This is a genomic window from Dyella sp. (assembly GCF_036384435.1).
In the GTDB taxonomy this organism is placed as follows: domain Bacteria; phylum Pseudomonadota; class Gammaproteobacteria; order Xanthomonadales; family Rhodanobacteraceae; genus GSA-30.
The window spans coordinates 1-21,537 of record NZ_DASVMI010000138.1 but is presented as its reverse complement, the minus strand read 5'-3'; the positions used below and the strand labels follow the sequence as shown (position 1 = coordinate 21,537).

The window sequence follows — 21,537 nt, the reverse complement described above, 5'->3', positions numbered from 1 at the left end:
AACTTACCGTGAGGGATTCTCATGGACTTCGAATACCTGGTCTTCATTGGCCGCTTCGAGCCCTTTCATATCGGCCATGCCGCCGTCGCCCGGCACGCGTTGGGCCACGCCAGGAAGCTGATCTTCCTGGTCGGTTCCGCCGACACCCCCCGCTCCATCCGCAATCCCTGGACCGTCGCCGAGCGCACGGTGATGATTCGTGCCGCGCTTGAAGACGTCGCTGACCGGCTGATCGTCATGCCGCTGCGCGATCACCTCTATAACGAGGCGCAATGGGTGGCGACCGTGCAACGTACGGTGGCCGAGGCAGTTCGTGCCGACCAAGGGGCCGCCGATGCTCGCATTGGCCTGATCGGCCAGGAGAAGGATGCCAGCAGCTACTACCTGCGCGAATTTCCACAGTGGCCCCTGCTCGATGTGCGCCATACCGAGACGCTGTCGGCCACGGAGCTGCGGCGCTATCTGTTCGAGGCGGCAGGCGAGGAAGGGCGCGGTGCGCTGCGCATGATGCAGGCCAACTTGCCGGTGCCAGTGTTCGAGATGCTCCAAGCCTTTCGTAACAATGGCCATCCGTACGATCAATTGGTCAACGAATATCGCTTCATCCAGGGCTACCGGGCTGCCTGGGACAAGGCCCCGTACCCGCCGACCTTCGTTACCGTTGATGCCGTGGTGGTGCATTCGGGCCATGTGTTGCTGGTGCGCCGCCGCTCGGAGCCCGGCAAGGGCCTGTGGGCGCTGCCTGGCGGCTTCGTGCAGCAGGACGAAACGATCCTTGCCGCCTGCCTGCGTGAGCTACGCGAGGAAACCCGCCTGAAGCTGCCGCTGCCGGTGCTCAAGGGATCGATCCGCAACCAGAACGTGTTCGATCATCCGGACCGCTCACAGCGCGGCCGCACCATCACGCACGCGTTCCATTTCGATTTCCCTGCTGGCGAACTGCCCCCGGTCAAGGGCGGCGACGACGCGGACAAGGCGCGCTGGTTCACCGTCAGCGAGGCACTGGAGATGGGACCGCAACTGTTCGAAGATCACCTGCATATCCTCGAATTCTTCCTGGGCCGCGGTTGAGCCCCTGATGCCGGTGGATAGACCACCGGTCACTTACGACGCGAAGGAGCTTCCGTCATGCATTATCTCGACAACCTCATCCTCAATACCGACAGCTACAAGGCCAGTCACTGGTTGCAGTATCCGGCGGGCACGGAGAAAACGTTCTTCTACGTCGAATCGCGCGGTGGCGATTACGATCGCACGGTGTTCTTCGGCTTGCAGGCGATCCTTAAAGAATACTTGTCGCGCCGCGTGACCCACGGCGATGTCGACGAGGCGCGCGATTTTTTCGCCGCGCATGGCGAGCCCTTCAACGAAGCCGGCTGGCGTCGCATCGTCGACGCGCATGGTGGCAAGTTGCCGCTGCGCATCCGGGCGGTGCCGGAGGGCTCGGTCGTACCCACGCACCAGGCGCTGGTGACCATCGAATCGACCGATGCGCAGGCGTTCTGGCTGCCCAGCTACCTGGAAACCCTGTTGCTGCGCCTCTGGTATCCGGTAACCGTGGCGACGGTGAGCTGGCAGGTCAAGCAGATCATCGGCCAGTTCCTGGCACTGACCAGCGACGATCCGGCGGGGCAATTGCCGTTCAAACTGCATGACTTCGGTGCGCGCGGTGTATCGAGCCTCGAATCGGCCGCACTGGGCGGCATGGCGCACCTGGTGAATTTCCAGGGTACGGACACGGTATCCGGTGTGTTGGCCGCCCGCCGTTACTACCATGCGCCGATGGCCGGTTATTCGATTCCCGCCGCCGAGCACAGCACGATCACCAGTTGGGGCCGCGACGGCGAGGTCGATGCCTATCGCAACATGCTGGCGCAGTTCGCCAAGCCGGGCAGCCTGGTGGCGGTGGTCTCGGACAGCTATGACATCTACCGCGCCATCACCGAGTACTGGGGCCGCACGTTGCGCGACGAGGTGATCGCCTCGGGAGCCACCCTGGTGGTGCGTCCGGACTCTGGCGATCCGGTCGAGGTGGTGCACAAGTGCCTGACCCTGCTGGATGAAGCCTTCGGCAGTACGGTCAACGGACGTGGCTACAAGCTGCTCAACCACGTGCGCCTGATCCAGGGCGATGGCGTGAATCCGGTGAGCATTCGCGCGATACTCGAACGTATTACCGAGGCCGGCTATGCGGCAGACAATATCGCCTTCGGCATGGGCGGCGCCCTGTTACAGCACATGAATCGCGATACGCAGAAATTCGCGCTCAAGTGTTCGGCCGCGCGCATCGACGGCCGCTGGATCGACGTGTTCAAGGCGCCGGTGACCGATGCGGGCAAGGTCTCACAGCGCGGCCGGTTGACCCTCCTGCGCCATCGCGAAAACGGGAACTACAAGACCGTCGCGGTACCGCCCGAGGTTGAAACGATCGAAGACCTCGCATTGCCTGCAGACTGGGAGCATGCGATGCAGGTGGTGTGGGAAAACGGCAAGCTGGTACGCGACTGGCACTTCGACGAGGTGCGTGCGCGCAGCCAGCTGCGGCAGGGAACGTGAGGACGGCATAGCGCCATGGCACACAGGGAAACGCTTTACCACGTCGCGGTGCTTTCCAATTTCGCACGTGGCTTTGACAAGTACGCCTTGAGCTATTCCAAGGCCGGCATTCCGGAAAGCACCTATCCGGATCGGTTTTTCCTGCTGCGGCACGAAGAGCTGGCCATTGGCATCGCCAAAGCCACGCCACTGCTGCACAAGCTGGCCTTGGATGGTAATCGCCTGATCGTGTTGCGGACCGAGGTCGATAGCGAAGTACTGCATGAAAACACTCGCAACGGCAAAGGCCGCTTCGTGCAGTCCGATCGCATCGCGCTGGCTGGCCTGCATGAACTGGCCGAGGATGGTCACACGCTGCGCCCGATCGAAGCGGAGGACGCGATGGCCGATTCGCTGCGCATGTTGCAGTCGGCCTTCCATGATTTCGCCGACATCGTCCCGCGCAGCGTATCCTTTCTACCGATCGCCATGGCCTGTCAGGCACGCTGTGCGTTCTGCTTTTCCAAGGCCTCCATTTCCAGCGACCAGTCGCAGGTGCGTGTCGATTGGGACAAGGTGGCGTACTGGCTTGATCGCGCGCGCGCGGAAGGCGCCGAGCGTGCCGTGATCACCGGCGGTGGCGAACCCACCCTGCTGCCACGCCATTCACTGGAGCGACTGGTCGCCGAGAGCGGTGCGCGATTTAGTAAGGTCGTACTGATCACCAATGGCCACGTATTGGCCGTTGCACCCGAGGCCGGGCGCATCGAGCGACTGCAAGCCCTGCACGATGCCGGCTTGCGCGTACTGGCCATCTCGCGCCATCACTTCGACGACGCCCGGAACCTGGAACTGATGCAACTGGCCACGCCGGTAGCACAGCTTCTGGCGAGCTGGCACGAGCATCGCGTCCGGTGGCCCCTGTTGCGGCTGCGGCTGATCTGCGTGCTTCAGCAGGGCGGCGTGCAGGATCGTGACACCTTGGTCAGTTATCTGGATTGGGCGGTTGCGCAGGGTGTGCCGGAGATCTGCTTCAAGGAGCTTTATGTCTCCACCAGTGCCGAATCGCTCTATCACGATCGCCAGGCCAATGCCTGGAGTCGCGCCCACCAGGTCTCGCTGTCTTTGGTGACCGACTTTGCCCACGAGCAGGGTTTCACGCTGCACGAGCGCCTGCCCTGGGGCGCCCCGGTCTATGGCGGCAACTGGAAGGGCCGATCACTGCGTATCGCCGCCTATACCGAACCGAGCCTGTTCTGGGAACGCAGCCATGGCGTGGCGCGCAGTTGGAATGTCCTGGCCGATGGCCGCTGTTATGTATCCCTTGAAGATCGTGCCAGCCAGTTGCACGAAGAGATCTGAGGCATGAATTTCGAGCATTTCCAGGTCTGGCGTCGCCAGCACATCCTCGATGGCACAGCGCCCATCGATGGCGGCGAGACCAACGTCTACGGCGCGCTGGCGCACCTGGCCATGCCGGTGCCGCCCGTCGACGAGCGCCGCATCTATCGCTGCGATCTTGCCCGGGCTTGGCTGGCACGCTACGGCTATCCGACGCAGTGGTCGCGGCGTGCGCTGGTATGCGGTGGCGTGCGTCACGCACTGGCATTGATCTTCGACGAACTGGCGCGCCGTGGCGCTGTCGTGTGGCTGCCCAGCGATATCTATCCGGTCTATGGCGAACTGGCGCGTGCTGCCGGTATCGAACCGCGCACGTACGACACCTTGCCGCTGCCGCTGTTTCCGCAGGAGCCGGCCGGTTCTGGCGAGGAAGTGCTGCTGGTAGCCAACCCGCTCAAGCCGCTGGGCCGTTACCTGGGGGAGGACGAGATCGCGGCGTTACGCACCTGGCTGGCCGGGTCACCGGAGCGCAATGTCATCATCGACACGGTCTACGATCTAGACACACCGCTGCATGCAACCACGCGTGCGCTGTACGAGACCGGGCAGGCCATCGTGCTGCATTCGCTGACCAAGGGCTGGCTCGCTCCGCGCACCTTTGGCGTGGCCCTGCTTGGCGAGCATCATGCATGGCTGGAGCCGGTATTCCGCAAAGCCGCGCCCACGCAGTTGCAATTGCGCCGCGCCGAGTACGCGCTGCTGCACGACGCGGACAAGCCAAGCCAGGTGGCGGCCGAACTGCGCGAGCGCCAACGCCGGATGCTGGACATGATGCCCGAGGCCTTGCGGCGTGCCCGCGTGCTGCCATCTTCGCGCGGCATCGAGCACACGTATTTCTTCGCGGTCGATCTGCCGGCGGAGGTCGTGTTGCGCGACCATGGCTGGCTGGCCGTGCCGGCCAGCGCCTTCGGCGCGCCACATTGGCAAGGCAGCGTCATCACCAGCCTGGCGCCGGTCTTTGCGCCGCAGGGAGCCATCGCATGAAACCGCTGTACGGCATGGACATCTACGACGATGCCGCCTTTTATGACCGTGAATTCGCCACGCGCGACCATGACGTGCCCTTTTTCCTGAAGCAGGCGCAGCTCGCCGGTGGGCCGGTGCTGGAAGTGGCCTGCGGTACCGGTCGCATCACCCTGCCGTTGGCGCGCGCAGGCATCGACGTGGCCGGGCTGGATGTCTCGCGCCCCATGCTTGAGCGCGCGCAGCAGAAATCGCAGGCCGAAGGCCTGTCCCTGGCGTGGCTGGAGCAGGATTGCCGCCACATCGAGGTCGAGCCGGTGTTCGCCCTGGTATTTTCGGCCACCAACGCCATGCAGCACCTGCACGATGTGGAGTCGGCGCTGGCCTTCCTCACGTCCGCACGCAAGGCGCTGCGGCCTGGCGGCATACTGTTGCTGGACGTGGCCAACCCGGACGTGGCCCGGCTGGCCCGACCCGCCGGCACACGTTATGTGCACAAGACCTTCGTCGACGATCGCGGTCGCGAGGTGCGGGTGGAACTGGCCACGCATTACGAAGCGGCCTCGCAGATCCTCGCCTTCACCTTGCATTACCTGGTCGGCGACGTGCAGTTGCGCACCAAGTCGGTGCGCATGCGCTGCTATTTCCCGGAAGAGATGCTGGCCTTATGCCGCTGTGCCGGCCTGGACGTAGTGCGGCGCCTGGGAAATTACGACGAATCACCGTTTGTCGATGGCTCACCTAAGCAGTTGTTGTTCTGCCGGGCTGCCGAGGGCCTGTCGTGACGTCGATGCTTCATGGGGACCGCCTTGCCGGCGGCCTGGAAGGCCTGCTCATCGGCGATGCCCTCGGCGTGCCGTATGAGTTCCATCCACCCCGGTCGCTGCCGCCGATGGCGCAGATCGACATGGACCCGCCCGCGGGCTTCCAGCGTGCCCACGCCGGCACGCCGCCGGGCACCTGGTCCGATGATGGCGCCCAGGCGCTGTGCCTGCTGGCCTCGCTACTTGCCCACGGCAAGCTGCGCCTGGTCGACTTCGCCCAGCGCCTGGTGAACTGGGCCGATTGGGGATATATGGCGGTCGATGGCCGAGTGTTCGATATCGGCGTGCAGACTCGCCAGGCCATCGATGCGCTGCGTTCGGGCGTGTCACCCAAGGAAGCTGGGCCAGCTGGTGAATATGCCAATGGCAATGGCGCACTGATGCGCGTGCTGCCGCTGGCGCTTTGGCATACCGGCAGCGACGGCCAGCTCATTGCCATGGCCGCGCGCCAGTCGCTACCTACGCATGGGCATGCACGCTCAGCGGTGGCCTGCGCCATGTTGTGCCTGTGGGCACGCGCCGAGCTCTATGTGAAGACGCAGACCTGGAGCTATGCCGCCAGCCTGCTGCGCGGCATGGGGCCGAGCGCCGGCTTGCCCACGGACGAAATCGAGCACGTGCTGTCGCCTGCGCACCGCGAACGAGCGGGAGGGTCCGGCTATGTGCTCGATACCTTATGGTCGGCGCGCGTGGCCATCGAGGACACCGGCAACTACGCCGATGCCGTGCGGTGGGCGGTCGCTCTAGGCCACGACACTGACACCACGGCGGCGGTCACCGGCGGCATCGCGGGCATCCGCTATGGCCTGGAAGGCATTCCGATTGACTGGCGGCAACGCCTGCGTGGACGTGAACTGCTTGATCCGTTGAAGCAGCAGTTATTGCATCACGCCGCCATCGAGGGCGCTCCCGATCCGCTGGCGTGATTGTGTTCACGTCACAGGCGCGGGGCGTCCACGATCTGACCACATTCGGATCAGCACGCTAGGAGTGCTTGCCAAGACATCTACACCACGGGTCCATGGAGGGTTGCCCTGGGGGGCCATGGGGTCTTGCGCGCCGAAGAAGGGTTCTTTCTTGGCATAAAGCTTGCTCATCGCCTCCACGACGCGATCTGCGTGACGTAAACACCACGCAGGACAACCTTTTGACGTTCCGCTCCATGGGCGGGCAAGAAGTATCGGACAAGGCATGGACAAGGCCCCACATCGATGGCGTGCGCGCATGGCGCTGGCCATCGTCATGACGCTGTACGGCATAAATGTCGCCTGTGCGGCGGGTCCGACGAACGAACCAGAGGATCTGCTCGCCCGTGCGCGCGCCGAGCGCGAGGCGGGCCATCGCGTGCAAGCGCTGGCCATTTGCCAGGACGTCCTGGCTCGCTGGCCCGACGACCCGGACGCCCATGAACTGAATGTCCGGCTATTGCAGGACCTGGGCGCCTCTGCAAGGGCCTATGAACTGACCAGTCAGTTGCCGCGCCCCTTGCAACCGGCCGATCGTGCCGTCTTGCACGCCGATGCGATCTCGCGGCAAATCCGTTGGGCAGCTGGCGAGCCGGCTGACTTGCGCCAGCCTTACGCCGAAGCCGATGCGGCCGTAGATGCCGCGCGCAGCCTTGCCGACGATCCTGTCGCTTCCGATCGGACCCGCCTTCGCGCTCGCTTCGACCTGCTCGTTGCACTGGACCAGGCTGGCCGTCCCGACGAGACCCTGGCCGTCTATGCACCCATGAAGCAGGCTGGCCAGGCATTGCCTGCCTACGCCGAGCGCGCGGTGGCCGATGCCCAACAGAAGAAACATGATCCGCGAGATGCTGCTGCGCTCTACGAAGACAGCATCCGGCAGGACCCGGGCCCATACGACGACAGCGAGACCGATCCGCGTGTGGGCCTGATGTATGCGTACCTGGACATGGGCCAGTCGCGCAAGGCGATCAATATCATCGACAGGCTGGCCGCCGACGAGGCGCCGTGGCGCTATGCGCCCGGCAGCCGCGTCGGGGTGCAGAACCCGCGCAAGGTCGACGCCGACACCGCCGCCGCCGACGTGCGCGACTACGTCGGCCTATACCAAGACGCCTACCAGCGCCTCAGCGCGATGAGTGCCCAAGCGCCCGCCAACGCCGGCATCCGTCGCGAACTGGGCATGTCCGAACTGGCCCGTGGCTGGCCACGCCAAGCCGAACAGACGCTCAATATCGCCAGTACGCTCGACGAGCGCGACATCGGCGCTTATGTCGGTCAGGCTGAGGTGCATAGTGCCCTGTACGAATACGACCAGGTGCCCGCCGACCTGGCCGAAGCCAAGGCGCAGGCTCCACGCAGCAGCCGCGTGATCAACGCCGAGGACGCCTGGGATCGCGAGCGCGGCTGGCAATTGGACATCACCCATGACCAGGGCAAGGGTAGTTCGCCCGACTACGGTGACCGTGACCAGGAGACCCAGGCCACGCTCGCCAGTCCGTTGCTCGACGATCACTGGCGCGTCCTGGCGCTGGCACGCAGCGACTCGGCGGCCCTACCCGAAGGCGACGTCCGCCGCGACCGCCTGGGCCTGGGCGTGCGTGGCTACCTGCGTGGCCTGGAGTTCTACGTGCAGGCCCTGCCATCGGTCGACAAATACGTCGGCAAGACCGCGATCGAGGCCGGCGCCAACTGGGCCATCAGCGACCAGTGGTCCGTTGCGGCTGATTGGAGCAGTGCCGGCGACGACGTGCCGCTGCGCGGCCAGTACTACGGCATCACCGGCAAGACACTCAATACCTCGCTGCAATGGCGCCGCAACGAATTGCAATCGGCCAAGCTCACGCTATATCGCGACCGCTTCACCGACGGCAATCTGCGCAAGGGTTGGGATGCGACCTTTCTGCAACGCCTGCACACGGCGCCCAACGTCACCTTCGATGGTGGCGTGGACATCGGCGGCTCGCGCAACAGCCAAACCGAGCGCCCGTATTTCAATCCACCCAGCGACCGCTCGTATGCGCTGACCGGTCGCGTGGAGAACCTGCTCAGCCAGTACTACGCACGCACCTGGACGCAACGCATCGATGTCTCGGTGGGCCGCTACAACGAGCGTGGCTATGCGTCGGACTGGATGTTCAGCGCGCGCTACGGCCAGTATTTCCAGCCGCAGCTGGGTCTGCGCTTCGGCTGGGGCATTGCCTGGCACAACCAACCATACGATGGCCGTCGCGAATCGCGCGTGGTCCTCGACTTGTTGATGCATTGGGGGGAGTGACCGATGCGTCGCCTGCTGTTGACCGTATGTTTGCAGATGATCGCCACGGTGGCGATCGCCGCGCCGCTCGTGCCTGTTCATCCCACCTTGATCGTGCTGTGCTACCACGATGTGCGCGACGATGTGAACCCGGTACTCGATCACGACCCGGATGCCATCAGCACCGATCATCTGATCTCGCACCTGGACTGGCTCAAGGCGCACAACTATCACATGGTGAGCCTGGACGAGGTGCTCGCCGCCGAGCAGGGCGGCAAGCCGCTGCCGCCCGATGCGGTGCTGCTGACCTTCGATGACGGCCTGGAAAGCTTCTACACGCGCGTGTATCCCTTGTTGCGCGCATACAACTTTCCGGCCGTGCAGGCCCTGGTCGGTTCATGGATCGACATGCCCGCTGGCAAGACCATGCCCTACAACGGCGGGACCTGCGGGCGCGACTGTTTCCTGAGCTGGGACCAGGTGCGCGAGATGCAGAAGTCGGGCCTGGTCGAATACGCCTCGCATACCTGGGGCATGCACGAGGGCATCGTCGGCAACCCGCAGGGCAACCTGATGCCGGCGGCGGTCACGTTGCGCAATGACAGCCAGGCCGGCTACGAGAACGATGACGCCTATATTGCCCGTGTCCGTAGCGACCTGCGCCATAGCGCGGACGAAATCGCCGAGCATACCGGCAAGCGCCCGCGTGCGATTGTTTGGCCGTACGGCGCCTATACACGCGTGGGCACCAAGGTGGCCGCCGAAGAGGGCATGCCCGTGTCGATGAGCCTGGACGACACCATCCCGTCGCTGCACTATGGCCGCACCATTCCGCGCCTGCTGGTCAGCGACAATATCAAGGCCAATCGCCTGGGCTGGCTGATGCGTCACCAGTCGCACATCGATCCGGTGCGCGCGGTTCAGGTGGATCTCGATTACGTCTACGATCCCGATCCGGCGCAGCAGGAGCGTAATCTTTCCGCGCTGCTCGATCGCATCAAGCGCCTGCAACCAAGCCAGGTCTGGCTGCAAGCCTACGCCGACCCCAACGGCACCGGCGTGGCCGAGTCAGTGTATTTCCCCAATCGTCACCTGCCCATGCGTGCCGATCTGTTCTCGCGCGTGGCCTGGCAATTGCGCACGCGTGCCGGCGTCCGTGTGTATGCGTGGCTGCCGGTGCTGGCGTTTCGCTTTCCGCAGGCGCCGGATCTGCCCGTGCTCGGAAGGGCTGGCGGTTCGAAAGACGACGTTCGCCGGCTGGCGCCCTGGGACTCGCGGGTGCGCCAGATGATCGGCGACGTCTACGAAGATCTAGCCAGCCATACCAACGAAGCCGGCCTGCTGTTCTCCGACGATGCCATCATGCGTGACGACGACAACCTCGGCCCATGGGCTGGCAAGTCCGCGTCGGAACGCACTGCCGCGCTGATCGATTTCACTCACGTGCTGGTCGAACGCGTCAAGCGTTGGCGACCGCAGATCCTCACCGTGCGCAACATCTTTGCCGCACCCGTGGTCGACCCGCACGCCGAGGACTGGTTTGCGCAGAGCCTGCCAGCCTTCCTGGCCGGTTACGATATGACCGCTCTGATGGCCATGCCACAACTGGACAAGCAAAACGATAGCAACGGCTGGTACGACAACCTCGTCAAGCGCGTCGCCGCCGTGCCCGGCGGCCTTGATCACACCTTGTTCGAACTGGCCACCGTCGACTGGCGCACGCGCCAGCCGGTGCCCGACCAGCGCGTGATCGATCGTGTACGCCAGCTGCAAGCGGCCGGGGTGCGCCACCTGGGTTACTACCCCGACGACTTCATCAAGGATCACCCCAAGCGCGAGGCGATCCGGCCGTCGATCTCTGTTTCCGACTATCCCTATCCGGCGAAGTGAATCCATGAACGGAGGCTTGCAACACTTCCTGCTGGAATTCGCGTTTTTCTATCCATTGATCATGTCATTGATCTGGATGAGTGGTGGCGTGATCTATTTCCTGCGCTGGGAGCGTAACGAACCGCAGCGCGTGATGCCACCGGCAATGGGTTCTTACCCGATGGTGTCGTTGATCGTGCCTTGCCACAACGAGGGCGAGCAGGTACGTGAAACGATTGCGCACCTGGCTGCGCAGATTTATCCCAATTTCGAGATCATCGCGGTCAATGATGGCTCCACCGACGACACCGGCGAGCAGCTCGACCAGTTACTGGACGAATACCCCAAACTGCGGGTGATCCACTTGGCCAGCAACCAGGGCAAGGCGATGGGCCTGCGCGCAGCGGCCCTGGCCTCGAAGGCCGATTACTTTGTCTGCGTGGACGGCGATGCGTTGCTCGACAGCTATGCCACGCAGTGGCTGGTGATGCATATGCTCGAAAGTCCGCGCGTGGCCGCCGTCACGGGCAACCCTCGCATCCGCAACCGTTCGACCCTGCTCGGCAAGCTGCAAGTGGGTGAGTTCTCCTCGATCATCGGCTTGATCAAGCGCGCCCAGCGCGTGTATGGGCGCATCTTCACCATATCCGGTGTGATTGCCGGATTCCGCAAGAGCGCATTGCACGATATCGGCTACTGGAACACCGATATGGTGACCGAAGACATCGATGTCAGCTGGCGTTTGCAGATGCGTCACTGGGAAATTCGCTACGAGCCCAACGCGCTGTGCTGGATACTCATGCCGGAAACCCTGCGTGGTCTGTGGAAGCAGCGCCTGCGTTGGGCCCAGGGTGGATCGGAAGTGCTACTGCGTTACGTGCCGAGGCTGTTTCGCTGGCGCCAGCGTCGCATGTGGCCGGTGGCGGCCGAGTACATCATGAGCCTGCTCTGGTCCTATGACATGGCTGCCATCGTGACGCTATGGGCGCTGGGTCATTTCATCACGCTACCGCCAGCACTGCGCGTGACCACCCTGTTACCCGAATGGCACGGCGTGGTGTTGGGCGTGATCTGCCTGTTGCAGTTCATGATCAGCCTGCTGGTGGACCGCCGCTACGAAACACGCGTAGGGCGCAATTATTATTGGATGATCTGGTACCCGCTGGCGTACTGGATGCTCAATACCGCGACCTCGATCGTGGCGATGCCCAAGGCGCTGCTCAAGCGCAAGGGAACGCGAGCGGTATGGGTCAGCCCGGATCGGGGTGTGCGATGAAAGCCGATGCCATCATGATCCAGCGACCGGAGCACCAGCGGCCGTTGCAGCGTGTGATGTTCGGCGCCATCACCGTGGTTGCCTGGGTGATCTGGGCCTCGCTGTGGATTCCCCTGATCACCGCGCTGGCCTGGACCGTGGGTCTGGGCGATGTCTATGTCCAGTTGGACCTGGGCCATCCTCTGCATGGTGGTGGCGACCTTGATATCGTGCTGGTCGACGCCGTTGCCTGTGTGTCGCTTTTCTGTTCCTGGTCCGGGTACAACCATCTGCGGTTTGCTGGCAAGGAAAAGCGGCGCGGCAATAAACCCGTCACCGTCGAACAGGTGGCTCGCGGCATCGGAGCCTCCACCATCACCGCCAAGACGATGCAGGGCCAACGACGCTCCGTGGTCTACGTTTCCGACGACGGGCGTATGTCGCTGACAAGCAAAGACTGATCAGCTCAGCGGTTACTCATAGGTCACCGTAATGGTCGACAACGCCTTTACATCGCCGGCCTCGACGGCTTGAGCGGCCAGGCGCCAGTAAGCGACCGTGAGGTCGATTTGTGCGCTTGTGCCAGTGACGGGTACGCGACGCGTGCTCCCTGTGCCATCGGCACGGATCGTTTCTCCTGCGCTGTCAGTCAGGTTGATGGCTACACCTTTGGCCGAGCCCAGGTTGAGAAACTGCGCGCGATTGGAGGGCTCGCTTTGTCCGACGAACGCGAAGTTCGCCGCCGCGATGCTGGCGCTACAACCGGTCAGGCGTAAGGTGAACGACACGGCCCCAATCGCTCCGCTGGCGGGAAAATTCCTGCGATCGAGCGTAGGCAGGGTAATGGTGCGATTATCGTCACCCACCTGCCAATGGCAGGTAGGCGCTCTGACGGAGCCGCTCATCGGCAGCGTCAGGGTCGTATCGGCAAACGCCTGGTGGCATGTGCCGGCTGCAAGAAGAAACCACGCGATTTTCGTCAGGAGTGTCATGGCTTGCTCAGCGATAGGTAATGTTGATCACGACATTGCTGTTCGCCGCGCCCGGGGTGACTTCCGGAGCGACCTGAGTATAAAAAGCGACAAAATCGTAGGTTTTCCCGGCCGGTAGCACCAGGGAACTGTAGGTTCGGCCAACGATAATCGGGAGACCGGGCTTGGTAGCCATGCTGACCGCGATTCCGGTGGCCCCTCCCGGAGTCAGTGCCCAATGACGCCCATCGGTACTGTCAGGCGTGCCAGTGAACGTCATGGTCAATGCGGTGATCAGTGAATCGCAGCCGTTGGACATGATGGGCACATCGATTCGTGGCGTGGTGTAACCCACTGCCGTAAAATCGTCCTGGTCATAATCGCCCAGGTAGACCGGGTCGACGGAAAAGGAGCAGGTCGCTTGCCTGAACGAACCGACAAAGTTGATTGTGAGATCAGTCGCCTGGCCCGCGCCGGACGCAAGCAAGGTAGAGGCGATGAGGGCGATGCATAAGCGCTTCATGATCGGCTCACTGATAGCTCAGGGTGATGGTGACCGAGCCGTCGGCCTGGCCAGGCGTGATCTCGGTGTCGGTTTGGTAGTAGCGCGCCTGTAACGGGATGCGATAGTTCGTGCCTTCGGTCTGCTGTAGGCTGAGGCCGCTGGGTCTGAATGCTCCGAAAGATATCGGGTTTGCGCTGCCATCCAGTAGTTGCAAGCCGATGCCCGTGGCACCGCCGGATTTCAGCGCAAAAACGCCACGGGCCGCGTCCACGATCTTCGAGGTGGGGTCGATACGAAAGCTGACGCTATTGGCACCCAGTTCACCCTGCGATATCGAGCCATTGTTCCAACGGATGCTCGGCCGTCCAAAAAAAGCCGGGCAATCGTTTAGCTGAAACGAGGCATCGACGGATGCTGTGGTGCTACCTACGCCCTTGAGTTCGAAAAGCCCATGGTCACCCATGTCGACCGTTACATTGGGTGTTGTGCAGGTACGCGATACGACATTGAGACTGCCGGTCACGTTGCCGTAGTGCACGCGCAGGTTATTGCTCCCGACGACATATTCAAATGTTGGCAGACCTGCCCCGGTGATGGTGCCCGCGTCGACATTGTTGGCCGTCTTGATGAGGCTGACGTAGAAACTGTGGTAGAGGACGACAATCGTGTTGTTGGCCGGTACGGTATTAAAACTCACCGGCACAGGCTTGTAAGTTCCCGCCCATACGACAACGCCGATCCCCGGAATGTTGGTGTCGTAGATGTTCGCGCCGAATAGATCCGAGACAAAGGACGATTTCGGGCGCGGCAGAGAAATGTAGCGGTAGTTGTATGTTGACTCAGCATCGCAAACGGACACGACCCTACCGCTGGATGTGACCTGAGTCCGGTAGATTTCGGTGCCTAGGGGGATATCGCGGCCCACCGTGACCGAGCCCTGCAGCACCGCACTGAGATTGAGCGAGGTTGAGTCGACATATTTGCATGTCGCGTGCGCGACGGCGGGCGCGATGACCGATGCGGCCATTATCAACAGCCAATACAGAAGCTTGTAGCCGCCGCAGGCAAGGCCGCTGGTTTTTTTGGAATTGAATTGATCAGGTCGCGAGCACATCATGGTTCGCTCCTTTCGGAATAGGTTGGATGAGTCGGCACGGATACGCACCGGGCCCGGCTGGGAACGATGACACCGCCGTTGTTGGCGGAAAGCTGGTAATCGACGGTGCAGGAGTCGGCAGCGTCATCGCCCCAACGCACGGTAAGCTGCCCTTGCGATGGCACACCCTTGACGATCAGTCGCCCCGCCTGGCCGACGACACCCACGCTGTTACCCAAGTTGTCGATCACATCGGCACCAAAGGGTATGCTGTTGCCATCCGAGCGCTCGACATCAATGAATGCCACTCGACCGTTGTGGGTTTCATACTTCAACAGCACAACCGAGCCGGCGCGTGGAGCAACGCTATCCTTGGTGCTCTTGAACTCAAGGCCCGGATCAGCGTTCTTTGGGTCGATCTCCACATCATTGAGCATGTAAGGTTGCAGATACGGCACAACGCCGTAGCCATTGACATCCACCACCGCGCCTTGACCCATGTTGATACGGGCACCTCGCGCTCCTGGCGCATAGACCAGGCCGATGGTGTCGCCGGTCGGCGGTGAGAACACGGCGCCATTGCGGTGCACTACGACGCTGCCTGAGATGCCCGCACCTAACTGCGTAAAGCCGCTGCCCTGGCTGTAACCGGCGCTGACATTGCCGAAGCCACCGTTGTACTGTCCATTCAGTGCGACGCTGATATTGCCATCGGCGCGTCCCAGCGTGGCACCATAGTTGTAGCGGTTCTCGTCATCCAGATGCCCGTTGAGCGAAACTTGCTGGCTGTTGCCTTCCTGGTTGGAGCGATTGGCCAGTGCGGTCAGCATCGGCGCCTTACCGCTGTCGCCCAGCGGCAGCGTCAGGGTCAGGAACAGGCGCGTATCCCGGCGTGTGCCGAAGCGGGGGGGCAGCGAACCATTGTATGCGCCCGGAACACGTGCGGCTGACGGATCACGCGCGAGGTTGTAACGATCCAGGTTGTCCGTGCTGCGCTGTGCGGACAGGCTGTAGCTCAACGAGCGCCAGTGATTGCTGTAACCAAGTGAAAAGTCGACCTGGCGTCCGCCATTCCAGTAATTGCGTGCCGAGGCGATGGCATACAGCTGACCACGATTGGCACCCAAGTTCTGGCTGATATTGACGTCCATGCGATTGCGCGTGCGTGATATCGCGGATGGATCGATACCGCGAGCCACGGCATCGCGCATGTATGTAGCATCGCTCAGCCCTACGTAACCGCCTGTCGAATAACGATAGGTGGCAAGGGCGAAGTTGGTGCCGGTCTCCGTGATGTTCTTGTTGTAGCCCAGGCGCATGCTCCAGCCCTGTGTGGCAGGCAGGCCAGGGGCATCGTTGCGTGCCTGCGTCACGTCGCTGGAGAAAGCGCCCATCGAGGTATTCAAGGCCACACCAGCAAGCGCCGAGCGGTAGCCGGTGGCAAGCGTGACGCCAGCGTAAGCGGTCAGCAGATTGTTGAGGCCATGTTGATAGGTCGCCTGGAGGATCTTGGGCGAGTCGACCAAGTTGATCTGCTGCACTTTACCCGCGGTAAGGCTCCAGCGATGCTGTCCGGGACGCAGCGCTAGCGGGACGGTGGAAAAGGGCACCACGAACCGGCGCACGCGGCCATCGGCCTCGTTCACTTCTACGTCCAGGTCGCCGCCGTAGCCGGTGGGGTAGAGATCGTCGATCGAAAAAGGACCCGGCGCGACATTGGCGTCGTAGATGATGTAGCCGTTTTGCCTGATAATCACGTGCGCATTGGTATCTGCCGTGCCATGCACTACGGGCGCATAGCCGCGCAACGACTGTGGCAGCATACGATCGTCGGTGTATAGACGCAGGCCGCGCACACGCACGCTGTCGAACAGGTCACCGCTGGTGAATGTATCGCCAGCGATTATTTGAGCTCGCCACGATGGCACATCGTGCTGGAGGTACGTGGCGCTGGATTGGTACCGGATACCGCCATGCTCGTCCCACGTCGCGGCGCCCTGGTGGACGGCGTGCCACGAGCCGAAGTTCATGGATGTGTTCAAGCCGAGGTAGCCGTTGGTTTGCCCAGCGCTGCGGTAGAGGTTGGCGTTGTAGCCGATTACGGCAGCGTGGATTCCCGCATCCCACTGCGAGGGATCGACGTAGCCCTGGGCGTTGCGAGCGACATAGATTTGCGGGATAGATAACGACAGGCGCTGATCGCCCATGTCGAAATCGGCACTGGCACCGGGGATATAACTGCTGAGCGGGCCGCAAAAGCGTCCTTCCGGAATGGGCTTGCGATCGGGATGGGTCGTGTCGGCCGCGACAGCTTTCAGGTTGACGCCATATTGCGAGAGCATGTTCGCGTCGAAGCACGGATAAGCCTCATCCGTACCCGGTGCCAGCGCCACCGCGATATCGGAGCGCGCGCGCCACATGCTGTTGACTATGATGTCACCGTGGTAGTCACCTGGAATGGCAGCGTTATCTTTCTCAAAGCGCGATAGGTCCAGCTGCGGCGCCGTGCCTGACGGGAAGAAGTCAGCATCGAAAGTGAGTGGCGCAGCGGGTGAAGTGGCTACCGGATCGATCGCGGCAGCCGTTGCATGAGCGAAGAAGGGCGTGAAGGATGCCGCGATGAGTACCGACAACGTACCGCGCCGAAGCATGATTGCCTCGTTTACGGTAGCGGGTTTGCTGGCCCGATGACGGTGCATGCTGATCTCCAGGTGCGCAGGAACTCGCTGCGCATACCGTCAAGGCATGCACAGCACGGTAAAACGAAAGATGGAAGTGCTAGGGCGTCAGCGACTTCGTAAATGAACCGACCGCGCCGTAGTCGTTGATAGCCTTGTATTGCACTTGAACATCACCGGTAGGGCGTGTGTTCAAGCCATCAAGCGCAATAGTTGTGCTACTCATGGGGGCAACGGTGCCGCCTTCGGCATTCTCGATACTGCGGCCGTCGACATGGATAGCTGCCGATGCCACGGAGACGTAATAAGGTGTTGGGTTATCCGCTTGTAGCGCCCAGCCTTTTCCGCCTTCACCAGCAACGAGTTTCCACGTCAGCTTGTCTTGCGCGCTCTTGGCATCGCCCGCTAGCCCATCTGGACGGAAGAAAAGCTTGATACGTGTGCGAAACGCAAATTGCAACATGTTGCGACCATCGGCATTGGCGGCTTTGGGCGGCACTTCCAGCACATTGATCCAGAACAGCGTTTCTTTGTCCTTCGCCAATGGCTCCTGCGTGTAAGACAGGCGAATAGTTTGCGCTTTGTCCGGATCGACGCGAAAAATCGGCGGGGTCACCGTGAAAGGCACTTTAGCCTTATCCGGCGTGGAATTGACGTCGCCATCGTCCAGCCAGACCTGCACAAGTGAGGGCGTCTTGCCTTCATTGGAAATCTTGACGGTCACTTCGCGATCCTGCGCGGGATAGACGACACGCGTGCCGCCTATAACCACACTGGCCTCGCTGCGGCCAGCGAGCAGTCCCGCTACCATCACAAAGCCAACCATGGCATAGCGCATTGCGTTGTTCATAAATCACCTCGCAAGTCAGAAAGAGAGCGACGGCCGAATCATTCAGCCGTCGCTAGGGGGGCTTACTTGTACGAAATGGCGTACACGACGTTCGTGCTTACCAGGCCCGGGGTAGCATTGCCGGTCGGCGAGATGTATCGCGCCGTGAAGGGCAGAGACGTGCGACCGTTGACGAAAGCTGGAAAATCAACCGAATACGACGGATCGGCCAGATTGATCGCGGTGCCACCATTCATCAGCTGGATCTGGGTGTCGGTGGCCTCATTGGCCAGGGCATTGCGCAGCGCGCCGGTGGCGGCATCGATGTGCTGGCTCGATGGCAGGAACGACATGGTGGCGATCTTGGTCTGGTCGCACTTGCCGTCGCCCGAGTCGCCCACGATGATCGTGAAGTCGTGCGGGTTCGCGCCATTCTTGTTGGCGTTCAGCGTGGCGGCCGGAACCGGATCCAATGCAACGGTGATGTTGCCGGTCTCACCGCCGGTTCCCGGACCGCCGATCACCACGCAGGTGCCATCGGTGACTGCCCCGTTGAACGTAAGCGTGCCACCAGTATCGGCAGCAGCGAAGGCGGAACTTGACACGGCCAGGCCGAGTGCGAGTGCAGTTGCGCCGGCAAGAAGAGTGAGCTTCATGGGTTTGAAATTCCTTGGATGGGTGGGATTGAAGCGCGTGCCGACGCCATCGCCGTGTTGGATAACGGCGACGGCGTTGGCGCGATGGCATAGACCGTGGTCGGTGCTGCACGGTGATGCTTCGCTACTTCATCCATGGAGCAGCGTGAAGCATTCCCAGGCATCTGACAGATCGCTTGTTAAGAGCGCTGTATCGACGACATATGCCCTTACGGTCCTGCATGGACCGTAAGGTAAATGCTAGGCATCCAGCAGCCTCAGTCCTATAGAAACATTCCTAAATGTATGCATTGCTATGCGTTCAAGTCATGGGGCGCTCATGACACAGACCTTTGGCGAAGCGAATCGGCGATCGCCGATTCATCGAGCATCGCGAAGCCTTACAGGAGCGACTTCCGTTGCGATGCAAGGCTTGATGGTGTTGCGGCTTGGCTGTTTGAAGCCCGTCTGCAACTGCGTCGCAGATGGCATCGTCACGGAAGGAAACCTTTAAAAATCCATCCTATCCGTCGTCCCTAAGCCGTAAGGTCGCATGCTTCTGTCGTAAGAGCGATTTCAGTCGAAAAGCAACTGCGATCCAGTCGCAGATTGGGGCTTCCAAAACCTTCAGGCCGCGACAACCTCGTCGCGTCTTGGGTCGCGACTTAAGTCACTCCAAAGGCGTTTGCGGAGCGACGAAAACCACCACCTAGGAAATAAGAACGGCACCCATTTGCACGTTTTGCACAACTCATTGATTTGCATGAAAATTAGTAAATAAAAAAAATCCGAAAACGCCTTTCAGGCACGCCGTGCGATTTTTAGTTCCAGTTTTATATCAGCCGAAAGGCTTCGTCCGTAGGATGACTATCGAGCCCTGATGCAAATCGAGCATCGGGCAGGTGACGCAAGGGACGCGCACCCCAAGTAGATCCATGGGGCTTTATCAGAACGCTACAAGCGTAGGGCCGGGATCGTCAGGCAACAGGATTCAACGCATTCGCGCAGTCGGCATTCGCGCGGCGGAGCTGTGCGCCTGGCAAACCTCAACCGACCTTAATTATCTATAGCGAGGAATGATTCATGAATACTATTTATCGCATCGTTTGGAACGCGGTCACGGGCAAGTGGGTCGTGGCTTCAGAGTTGGCCAAGGGCCGCAAGAAGACTTCGCGCAGCCTGTCGCCGGCTCTGATGCTTACCGCACTGGTCGGAGCCATGAGCCTTTCGGCGGCAGTCAGTGCGGCTGACGCCAACAACCCCGGCGGTACCGTGGGTGCGGGCGGCGATAACAATATCGCTATCGGAGCCGGCTCTTATGCCAATTGCGGCAGTCCGGCCGCAGGTTTCATCACGAATCCGGCTTATGTCGATGGATGCATCAATGGCGTGGCGGTGGGTTTGAATGCGTCGGCGACGCAAGGCGGCGTGGCCATGGGTGACCATGCATCGACCACTGGCTTCTTCGGGACGGCGCTTGGCGCTTATAGCAGCGCCGGTTCGCATGCGATCGCCATCGGTGTGAGTGCCATGGCTTCGGGTACCGACAGCTATGCCGCAGGCACGAATGCAGTTGCGTCCGGCAACGGAAGTTCGGCGATTGGCTATTACTCGAAAGCCACCGCGAACAATGCGTTTGCTGCCGGCTCAAGAGCTGAGGCTGCGGGTAGCGCTGCTATTGCCTTGGGTAGCGAGTCTTCCGCTGCCGGCGCTGCCAACATCGCCTTGGGCCAGAAAGCTCACACATCCGGTTTCAATTCGATTGCCATGGGCTACAACGCCGGCGCTATCGCCACGTATTCGACCAGCTTGGGCGGTGGCTCGTCGGCGGGCATGCTCGATGCAGACGGTAATTTGATCAGCGGCACGCGTGCCACTGCTGTTGGTACTGATGCGAAGGCCAAGACGGATCTTTCATTGGCTCTGGGCAATGGCGCGGTGGCCGGTACGCTCAATGGCGACGGTACTGCCGCTGTTGGCGCGGCGCAGGTTGCTCTCGGCTATACCGCTCAGGCCCTGGCCGATCGCTCCATAGCCATGGGTGCTGGCGCCAACGTGAACGCAGACGCTCAGTACGGCGTCGCTATCGGTCGCACGTCGAGTGTTACGGCTACGGGTGTCAACAGCGTCGCTCTCGGCCAGGCTAGCGTCGCCGACCGCGCCAATACGGTGTCGATGGGCAATGCCACCGCCCAGCGCCAGGTCGTCAACATGGCTGCTGGCACTGCCGATACCGATGCGGTGAATGTATCCCAGCTCAAGGGCGTGACCGCCGCTCTGGGTGGAGGCGCCGGTGTAGCCGCGGATGGCTCGATTACTGCTCCTTCGTACAAGGTGGGCAGCGATGGCACCTCCAAGGACAACGTGGGTGATGCATTGGCTGCCCTTGACAAGGATATCGCCACCAACACCACGAACATCGCGGGCAACACCACCAACATCAGCAACCTGGTGAACGGCAAGTCAGGCATGGTGCAGCAGTCCAAGGCTGGCGCTGAACTGACTGTAGGCAAGGATACCGATGGTACGGCTGTGAACTTTGCCGACAACACAGGCAAAACGCGGACGCTCAAGAGCGTGGCCGATGGCGAGCTTTCGGCGACCAGTACGGAAGCGGTGAACGGCTCGCAGCTGTTCGCCACCAACCAGAACGTGACCGCCCTGAACACGCGTGTCACCAAGAACGAAGCTGACATCACCAATATCGACGCCCGCGTCACCACCAATGAAGGCGACATCACTCACCTGAAGACG

Annotated in this window: 17 protein-coding genes; 11 read left to right on the top strand and 6 right to left on the bottom strand. The window is 61.8% G+C overall.

Features of this window, described 5'->3' with window-relative positions; all coding sequences use genetic code 11:
• The first annotated feature begins 21 nt into the window (after positions 1–21).
• From VF436_RS13515 to pgaD, 10 genes are all read left to right on the top strand, one after another.
• Positions 22–1,071, top strand: coding sequence for a bifunctional nicotinamide-nucleotide adenylyltransferase/Nudix hydroxylase (locus VF436_RS13515; RefSeq protein WP_414649857.1), 1,050 nt, complete (start codon positions 22–24; stop codon positions 1,069–1,071).
• A 57-nt stretch (positions 1,072–1,128) separates the two neighbouring features.
• On the top strand, positions 1,129–2,556 hold the full coding sequence (locus tag VF436_RS13510; RefSeq protein ID WP_330904548.1) for a nicotinate phosphoribosyltransferase: 1,428 nt from the start codon (positions 1,129–1,131) through the stop codon (positions 2,554–2,556).
• A 15-nt stretch (positions 2,557–2,571) separates the two neighbouring features.
• Complete coding sequence (locus tag VF436_RS13505) at positions 2,572–3,897, top strand: radical SAM protein (protein ID WP_330904547.1); 1,326 nt, start codon at positions 2,572–2,574, stop codon at positions 3,895–3,897.
• A gap of 3 nt (positions 3,898–3,900) precedes the next feature.
• Positions 3,901–4,920 (top strand): aminotransferase class I/II-fold pyridoxal phosphate-dependent enzyme, encoded by a 1,020-nt coding sequence (locus VF436_RS13500; RefSeq protein WP_330904546.1) that lies wholly within the window; start codon positions 3,901–3,903, stop codon positions 4,918–4,920.
• The gene (locus VF436_RS13495; RefSeq protein ID WP_330904545.1) at positions 4,917–5,684 is read left to right on the top strand and encodes a class I SAM-dependent methyltransferase; all 768 of its coding nucleotides are present in this window, start codon (positions 4,917–4,919) and stop codon (positions 5,682–5,684) included. The genes VF436_RS13500 and VF436_RS13495 overlap by 4 nt, the downstream gene beginning before the upstream one ends.
• A 5-nt stretch (positions 5,685–5,689) precedes the next feature.
• A complete protein-coding gene (locus VF436_RS13490; RefSeq protein WP_330904561.1) occupies positions 5,690–6,649 on the top strand; it encodes an ADP-ribosylglycohydrolase family protein in 960 nt (319 codons plus the stop codon).
• A gap of 265 nt (positions 6,650–6,914) precedes the next feature.
• Positions 6,915–8,966: a poly-beta-1,6 N-acetyl-D-glucosamine export porin PgaA gene (gene pgaA / locus VF436_RS13485; protein ID WP_330904544.1), complete on the top strand. Its 2,052-nt coding sequence runs from the start codon at positions 6,915–6,917 to the stop codon at positions 8,964–8,966.
• A gap of 3 nt (positions 8,967–8,969) precedes the next feature.
• Positions 8,970–10,835 (top strand): poly-beta-1,6-N-acetyl-D-glucosamine N-deacetylase PgaB, encoded by a 1,866-nt coding sequence (gene pgaB, locus VF436_RS13480; protein WP_330904543.1) that lies wholly within the window; start codon positions 8,970–8,972, stop codon positions 10,833–10,835.
• Between the two features lie 4 nt (positions 10,836–10,839).
• Positions 10,840–12,090, top strand: coding sequence for a poly-beta-1,6-N-acetyl-D-glucosamine synthase (gene pgaC, locus VF436_RS13475; protein ID WP_330904542.1), 1,251 nt, complete (start codon positions 10,840–10,842; stop codon positions 12,088–12,090).
• Entirely contained in the window at positions 12,087–12,530 is a 444-nt protein-coding gene (pgaD, locus tag VF436_RS13470; RefSeq protein ID WP_330904541.1) for a poly-beta-1,6-N-acetyl-D-glucosamine biosynthesis protein PgaD, read from the top strand. Before pgaC ends, pgaD begins: the two co-directional genes overlap by 4 nt.
• Before the next feature lie 12 nt (positions 12,531–12,542).
• Here the strand turns inward: pgaD and VF436_RS13465 are convergent, their stop codons facing one another.
• The 6 genes from VF436_RS13465 to VF436_RS13440 form a co-directional block, all read right to left on the bottom strand.
• Positions 12,543–13,061: a fimbrial protein gene (locus VF436_RS13465; RefSeq protein WP_330904540.1), complete on the bottom strand. Its 519-nt coding sequence runs from the start codon at positions 13,059–13,061 to the stop codon at positions 12,543–12,545.
• A 7-nt stretch (positions 13,062–13,068) separates the two neighbouring features.
• Positions 13,069–13,563: a fimbrial protein gene (locus VF436_RS13460; RefSeq protein WP_330904539.1), complete on the bottom strand. Its 495-nt coding sequence runs from the start codon at positions 13,561–13,563 to the stop codon at positions 13,069–13,071.
• A 7-nt stretch (positions 13,564–13,570) separates the two neighbouring features.
• Positions 13,571–14,662 (bottom strand): fimbrial protein, encoded by a 1,092-nt coding sequence (locus tag VF436_RS13455; RefSeq protein ID WP_330904538.1) that lies wholly within the window; start codon positions 14,660–14,662, stop codon positions 13,571–13,573.
• The gene (locus VF436_RS13450; protein ID WP_330904537.1) at positions 14,659–17,340 is read right to left on the bottom strand and encodes a fimbria/pilus outer membrane usher protein; all 2,682 of its coding nucleotides are present in this window, start codon (positions 17,338–17,340) and stop codon (positions 14,659–14,661) included. Before VF436_RS13450 ends, VF436_RS13455 begins: the two co-directional genes overlap by 4 nt.
• Before the next feature lie 79 nt (positions 17,341–17,419).
• On the bottom strand, positions 17,420–18,169 hold the full coding sequence (locus VF436_RS13445; protein ID WP_330904536.1) for a fimbrial biogenesis chaperone: 750 nt from the start codon (positions 18,167–18,169) through the stop codon (positions 17,420–17,422).
• A 62-nt stretch (positions 18,170–18,231) separates the two neighbouring features.
• Positions 18,232–18,804, bottom strand: a complete 573-nt coding sequence (locus VF436_RS13440) for a fimbrial protein (protein ID WP_330904535.1) — start codon at positions 18,802–18,804, stop codon at positions 18,232–18,234.
• A gap of 1,062 nt (positions 18,805–19,866) precedes the next feature.
• Here VF436_RS13440 and VF436_RS13435 point away from each other — a divergent pair.
• On the top strand, positions 19,867–21,537 hold a 1,671-nt coding region (locus tag VF436_RS13435; RefSeq protein WP_330904534.1), incomplete at its 3' end, for a YadA family autotransporter adhesin.